This is a genomic window from Streptomyces sp. NPDC031379 (assembly GCF_055569615.1).
In genome coordinates, this window is record NZ_JBVIIT010000003.1 from 402891 (window position 1) to 409127 (window position 6237).

The window sequence follows — 6237 nt, forward strand, 5'->3', positions numbered from 1 at the left end:
AACGGCGAGCCGGAACCGGCGGCCACCCTCCGGCCGGCCGGTGTCGTACGGGCCGCGGCGTGTCGAGGCGGACTCCGCCGCCCTGCGGCTGGCCCCGTGGCCGCCCGGTCGGCGAAGATCGCGGCATGCACCATCGGCCCGCCACGCCCCCGTCGTCCCGTCCGCGCGCGCTGCGCACCGCGGCCCTCCTGGCCGCGGCCCTCGGCGCCTGTTCCGTACTGCTGCTGGTCCTCGTCGCCGTCCGGTGGCATCCGCTGCTCACCGTGGACGGCGACGTCTCCCGGACCACCCACCGCTGGGCGGTGCACGACCGGGAGGTCACCCAGACCTTCAGAGTGCTGACGGACTGGGTCTGGGACCCGCTGACCATGCGCCTGGTCTGCGCGGCGGCCGCGGTGTGGCTGGTGTGGCGGCGGGCGGCCTGGTGGACGGCGGTGTGGCTGGCGGTCACCTGCGCCCTGGCGACGATCGTGCAGCACTCGGTGAAGGCCGCGGTCGACCGGCCCCGGCCGGTCTGGCCGGACCCCGTCGACTCCGCCCACTACGCGGCCTTCCCCTCCGGCCACGCCATGACGGCCACGGTGGTCTGGGGCCTGTTGCTGTGGCTCCTGCACCGCCTCGGAGCGGGCCGCGTCCTGTGGCGTACGGCCGTTGCGGCGGCGCTGGTCTCGGTGGTGGGCGTGGGCGTGACCCGGGTATGGCTGGGCGTGCACTGGCTCTCGGACGTGGTCGGCGGCTGGCTGTTCGGGGCGCTGATGGCGGCGCTGGCCGTGGTGGCGTACGAGTGGCCGCGTGCCGGCCGGGCGGAACTGCCCAGGCAGCGGCCCGGGTAGAGTCCGGCCCATGACCGCCGTGCTGTTCGACTTCTCCGGGACGCTGTTCCGCGTCGAGTCCGCCGAGTCCTGGCTGCGTGGGGTGCTGGACGCGACCGGCCTCGCCCTGCCCGAGCCCGAACTTGCCGCGACGGCACGGGCGTTGGAGGAGGCCGGGGCCCTGCCGGGCGGTGCGGCGCCGGTGGAGGTGCCGGCGGACCTGGCCGGTGTGTGGGAGGTGCGGGACGAGAGCGCGGAACTGCACCGGGCCGCCTACACGGGCCTGTCCCGGCGGGTGCGACTGCCCGACCCCGCTCTGCACGACGCGCTGTACGAGCGGCACATGTCCCCCGCCGCCTGGTCCCCGTACCCGGACGCCGCCGAGGTGCTGAGCACCCTGCGCGAGCGCGGGATCGGGGTGGGCGTGGTCAGCAACATCGGCTGGGATCTGCGCCCGGTGTTCCGCGAGCACGGGCTCGACTCCTATGTGGACGCGTACGTGCTGTCGTACGAGCACGGCGTGCAGAAGCCGGACCCGCGGCTGTTCTCGGTCGCCTGCGAGGCGCTGGGCGTCGATCCGCGGCAGGCGCTGATGGTCGGTGACAGCAGGGCGGCGGACGGCGGCGCCGCCGCGCTCGGCTGCCGTGTGCACTTCGTGGACCACCTGCCGGTGAGCCGGCGGCCCGACGCGCTGCTGCCGGTGCTGGACCTGGTGGGCTGACCGCGCGAACGCGGGGCATGCGACGCCGCGTTCTCGATGGTCATCGCCGTTCCCCTGGCCCGCTACGGCACCCCTTGCTCATCGGTACGACGTTCGCGCGCCCATGCGATCATCGCCGGATGAACCGCCTGCACTTCCGCCTCGCCGACACCGCCGACCTCACGGCCCTCGTCCGCCTGCGCGACGAGGCCGCTCGCTGGATGGTCGCCCGGGGCATCACCGGGCAGTGGCGGCCGGGCGAACTGGGCGAGGACCACTTCCGCCGGGTCATGACGGGCGGAGAGGTCTGGCTGGCCGAGGCCGGCGGTCGCGTGGCCGGGGCCTGGGAGCTGTGGTGGGCGGACGAGGACGCCTGGGGGCCGCAGCCGCCGGTGGCCGGCTACGTGCACCGGCTCATGGTCGACCGCGACAGCGCTCCGCCCGGGGCGGGGCGGCTGCTGCTGCGAGCCGCCGAGCGGCGCGTGGCCGCGGCGGGGCGGACGGCGGTACGCCTGGACTGCCTGGCCGGCAACGCGCGCCTGAACGCCTACTACCGGGACGCCGGCTACCGGGTCGTCGGCCACAAGGCCGGCAAGCCGCAACCGGGCGGTGCGCCGAAGTCCTTCACACTGCTGGAGAAAGCCGTTGTGGCCGACGGCGAGCGGGAGGTGCGGCGGGACGGGTAGGGGGCCGGGGCCGGTGACCGCCCGCCGGCCCCGCGCCGTCCGCCTGAGACGATCCCCCGCGTCGCCCCAGACGGACGGCAGCTCTCGGCCGGCGCCGCGCACAGCGGTGCCCTCCCGCGGTGAGTATAGTTGGCTGGCAGCCAGTCAACGCAGGAGTTACAGGATGTCCCCGCGCAGCGCCTCGGTCAATGAAGAGTTGCGGCGGCGTTCCCGGGAGCGGTTGCTGCACGCCGCCGTGGAGTTGGTCGGCGAGAACGGGTTCGAGGCCACCACCCTGGGCGACATCGCGGACCGCGCCGGTTCGGCGCGCGGGCTGGTGTCGTACTACTTCCCCGGCAAGCGCCAGCTCGTGCAGTCGGCCGTGCACCGGTTGATGCACCGCACGCTGGAGGAGGCGCTGGAGCGGGAGCCGTGCACCGAGGACGGCCGGGAGCGGCTCGCCCGGGCCATCGACGCGATCCTGGGCCTGGCCCGGGACCGGCCCGTGCTCATGCGCCAGCACATGGCGGGGATGCTCCAGGCCGAGGGCTTCGTGCAGTGCGTGGAGCAGCGGCGGCTGTCGGAGCTGCTCAGCGACACCGTAGCCCGGTACGGCTCGCAGGACGTCCCGGCCGACTATCCGATGCTGCGTGCCCTGCTGATGGGCGCTGTGTACGCGGCACTGGTGCCCGGGGCGCCGATGCCCGTCCCGACGCTGCGGGCCGAACTGTTCCGGCGATACGGGCTCGACTGGGAGCTGGGCATGCCGCCGAAGAGCGGCGCGGAGGCGGGGGCGCCGGAGCGGGACCAGGACCTGTCCCGGTTCTTCGCGACGGAGGAACGCCCGAGCCGGCCCTGAGGACCCGCGCCACGCAATCGCATGATCACACCGCCCGTGCTCGGGGGTCACCCCGCCGGCCCCTGCCGTCACGGGCCCGGCAGTGCCATGCTGGAGACGTCCGCACACCACTCTCCTTCGGGCAAGGAGCACCGCTGTGCTGCGAGTCGCCGTCGTCGGTTCCGGGCCGAGCGGGTGCTACACCGCCCAGAGTCTCGTCCAGCTGGACTCCGGGGTGCACGTCGACGTCCTGGACCGGCTGCCGTGTCCGTACGGCCTGGTCCGTTACGGCGTCGCCCCGGACCACGAGAAGATCAAGTCCCTCCAGGGCAGTCTGCGGACGGTGCTGGAGCACGAGCGGGTGCGGTTCCTCGGCGGGGTCCGGGTGGGCGGTCCCGGCGGCCTGCCGGTGGAGCGGCTGCGGGAGCTGTACCACGCGGTGGTGTACTGCGTGGGCGCCGCCACCGACCGCCGGCTCGGCGTCCCGGGCGAGGAGCTGCCGGGCAGCTGGTCGGCGACCGAGTTCGTGTCCTGGTACAGCGCGCACCCGGACGCGGCCGACGCGGGGTTCCTGCGCGGGGTGCGGTCGGCGGTGGTCATCGGGGTGGGCAATGTCGCGGTGGACGTCGCGCGGATGCTGGTCAGGGGCGCCGCCGAGCTGCGTCCGACGGACATCCCGCAGGCGGCCCTGGACACCCTGGCGGCGAGCGGGCTCGGCGAGGTGCACATGGTGGGCCGGCGCGGTCCGGCGCAGGCCCGTTTCACCACGAAGGAGCTGCGCGAGCTGGGTGTCCTGCCCGGCACCGAAGTGGTCGTGGATCCGGCGGACGTGACGGCGGACCCGGTCGACCCCGCCGCGCTGCCGGCCGTGCAGCGCCGCAACATGGAGGTGTTGCGCGGCTGGGCGGCACAGCCCCCGGCGACCGCACAGCGGCGGATCCGGCTGCGCTTCTTCCTGCGGCCCGTCGAACTGCTCGCGGAGAAGGGCCGGGTGGGCGCCGTCCGCTTCGAACGGACGGTGCCGGACGGGCTCGGCGGGGTGACGGGCACGGGCCGGTACGAGGACGTGCCCGCCCAGTTGGTGCTGCGGTCGGTCGGCTATCGCGGGGTACCGCTGGAGGGGCTGCCGTTCGACGCGTCGACCGGCACGGTGCCGCACGTGGCGGGGCGGGTCCTGCGCGACGGCGTCCCCTCCCCGGGCGAGTACGTCTCCGGGTGGATCAAGCGCGGCCCGACGGGTGTCATCGGCACCAACCGGCCCTGCGCGAAGGAGACGGTGCTCTCCCTGCTCGCCGACGCCCCCGGACTGGCCCGTGAGGACGTGCCGGCGGATCCGGTCGCGGCACTCCGGGAGACGGGCGTCGAACCCGTCCCCTGGAGCGGGTGGCTGTCCATCGAGCGGGCCGAGGCGGCGCTGGGGGCCCGGCTCGGGCGGAGCGTGGTCAAGCTGGCCGACTGGGACGCGCTGCTCGGGGCCGCGCGGTCGTCGTAGTCCCGGCTCTTCGGCCACCTTCCGGGGAAGCCCGGTTCAGGTTCGGGGCCCGTCGCCGAGCCGGAGGGACTGGCGGTCGGCGGCGGCGAGAAGGCTGTCGAGCAGCCCCGGGAAGAGGCCGTCCAGGTCGTCCCGTCGCAGGGCGTTCATCTTGGCCGTACCGCGGTAGACCTGCCGGACGACGCCGCTCTCCCGCAGCACCCGGAAGTGGTGCGTGGTGGTCGACTTGGTCACCGGCAGCTCGAAGTCCGAGCAGGACAACTCGGCGTCATCGGCGGCCAGTTCGCGGACGATGCACAGGCGCATCGGGTCGGAGAGGGCGTGCAGCACGGCCTCCAGCCGGATCTCCTCCCGCTCCGGGTGCGGCAGCGCCCGGCCGGTGGTGGCGGTGTCGGTCACGGCGGCAGCCCTTCGTCGCGGAGTTCTTCGGCCACGCCCATTGTACGAGAGGCTTCGTAGTTTGACATTTCTCGTAGTACGAGGGTTATCGTACGAGCCGACCACCGGTCCCGTGACGAATGGAGTCCGTCGTGAGCGCGCTCTTCGAGCCCTTCACCCTGCGCGAAGTGACCATCCCGAACCGGGTGTGGATGTCACCGATGTGCCAGTACTCGGCCGAACCGGAGGGCCCGCTGACCGGCGCGCCGCACGACTGGCACTTCGCGCACTACGCCGCGCGCGCCACGGGCGGCACCGGGCTGATCATGACCGAGGCCACCGCGGTCTCCGCGGAGGGCCGGATCTCCCCCTACGACCTCGGCCTGTGGAACGACACACAGGTGGAGGCCTTCCGCCGGATCACGCGCTTCGTCGCCGCCCACGGCTCGGTGCCCGCGGTCCAGCTCGCGCACGCGGGCCGCAAGGCCTCCACCGACCGGCCGTGGCAGGGCGGCGCGCCGGTCGGGCCGGAGGCCCACGGCTGGCAGCCGGCCGCCCCGAGCCCGGTGCCCTTCGCCGAGGGCCACCCCGTACCTACGGAGTTGACGGTCGATCAGATCGAGGAGATCGTCGGGCAGTTCGCGGCGGCGGCCCGCCGGGCGCTGGCCGCCGGCTTCGAGATCGTCGAGGTGCACGGCGCCCACGGGTACCTCGTCAACGAGTTCCTCTCCCCGCACTCCAACCGCCGCACCGACGCCTACGGCGGCTCGTACGAGAACCGCACACGGTTCGCCCTCGAGGTCGTCGACGCCGTGCGGGAGGTGTGGCCGCAGGACAAGCCGGTGTTCTTCCGCATCTCGGCCACCGACTGGCTCCAGGACGAGGGCTGGAGCACGGAGGACACGGTCCGCTTCGCCCGCGACCTGCACGCCCACGGCGTCGACCTCCTCGACGTCTCCACCGGCGGCAACGCCTCCGGGGTGACCATCCCGACCCGGCCCGGCTACCAGGTCCCGTTCGCCGCCCGGGTGAAGGCCGAGACGCCGCTGCCCGTCGGCGCCGTCGGCCTGATCACCGAGGCGGAGCAGGCCGAGAAGATCATCGCCAACGGTGAGGCCGACGCGGTCTTCCTGGGCCGCGAGCTGCTGCGCAACCCTTCCTGGGCCCGGCAGGCGGCCCGCGATCTGGGCGGCGAGGTGCCGGTGCCGAACCAGTACCACCGGTCGGTCTGAGCCGGGCAGCCGCCCGCCGAGGGGGGGGGGGGGGGGGGGGGGGAGGGGGGGGGAGGGAGGGGGGAGGGGGGGGGGGAGAGCGATGGGTGGCAGACCGGAAGGGGGGGAGATGGGGGGTCA

General features: G+C 74.3%; 7 protein-coding genes. 6 read left to right on the top strand and 1 reads right to left on the bottom strand.

The window, feature by feature from the left end; translation table 11 throughout:
* Positions 1–125 precede the first annotated feature (125 nt).
* The 5 genes from ACZ5CW_RS06730 (at position 126) to ACZ5CW_RS06750 (ending at position 4507) form a co-directional block, all read left to right on the top strand.
* Positions 126–833: a phosphatase PAP2 family protein gene (locus ACZ5CW_RS06730; RefSeq protein ID WP_468599000.1), complete on the top strand. Its 708-nt coding sequence runs from the start codon at positions 126–128 to the stop codon at positions 831–833.
* A gap of 10 nt (positions 834–843) precedes the next feature.
* Positions 844–1533: an HAD family hydrolase gene (locus ACZ5CW_RS06735; protein ID WP_468599002.1), complete on the top strand. Its 690-nt coding sequence runs from the start codon at positions 844–846 to the stop codon at positions 1531–1533.
* A 119-nt stretch (positions 1534–1652) separates the two neighbouring features.
* On the top strand, positions 1653–2198 hold the full coding sequence (locus tag ACZ5CW_RS06740) for a GNAT family N-acetyltransferase (RefSeq protein ID WP_468599004.1): 546 nt from the start codon (positions 1653–1655) through the stop codon (positions 2196–2198).
* Between the two features lie 163 nt (positions 2199–2361).
* On the top strand, positions 2362–3036 hold the full coding sequence (locus ACZ5CW_RS06745; protein ID WP_468599006.1) for a TetR/AcrR family transcriptional regulator: 675 nt from the start codon (positions 2362–2364) through the stop codon (positions 3034–3036).
* A 136-nt stretch (positions 3037–3172) separates the two neighbouring features.
* A complete protein-coding gene (locus tag ACZ5CW_RS06750) occupies positions 3173–4507 on the top strand; it encodes an FAD-dependent oxidoreductase (protein ID WP_468599008.1) in 1335 nt (444 codons plus the stop codon).
* A gap of 36 nt (positions 4508–4543) precedes the next feature.
* Here the strand turns inward: ACZ5CW_RS06750 and ACZ5CW_RS06755 are convergent, their stop codons facing one another.
* A complete protein-coding gene (locus ACZ5CW_RS06755; RefSeq protein WP_468599010.1) occupies positions 4544–4906 on the bottom strand; it encodes an ArsR/SmtB family transcription factor in 363 nt (120 codons plus the stop codon).
* Positions 4907–5037: 131 nt separating this feature from the next.
* On the opposite strand from ACZ5CW_RS06755, the gene ACZ5CW_RS06760 reads away from it, so the two are divergent.
* A complete protein-coding gene (locus tag ACZ5CW_RS06760) occupies positions 5038–6117 on the top strand; it encodes an NADH:flavin oxidoreductase/NADH oxidase (protein ID WP_468599012.1) in 1080 nt (359 codons plus the stop codon).
* Positions 6118–6237: the final 120 nt, after the last annotated feature.

What these genes read in the sequence shown, in the direction of transcription:
- ACZ5CW_RS06740 (WP_468599004.1), top strand. Translation starts at nt 1,653, where the DNA reads ATGAACCGCCTGCACTTCCGCCTCGCCGACACCGCCGACCTCACGGCC.
- ACZ5CW_RS06730 (WP_468599000.1), top strand. Translation starts at nt 126, where the DNA reads ATGCACCATCGGCCCGCCACGCCCCCGTCGTCCCGTCCGCGCGCGCTG.
- ACZ5CW_RS06735 (WP_468599002.1), top strand. Translation starts at nt 844, where the DNA reads ATGACCGCCGTGCTGTTCGACTTCTCCGGGACGCTGTTCCGCGTCGAG.
- ACZ5CW_RS06745 (WP_468599006.1), top strand. Translation starts at nt 2,362, where the DNA reads ATGTCCCCGCGCAGCGCCTCGGTCAATGAAGAGTTGCGGCGGCGTTCC.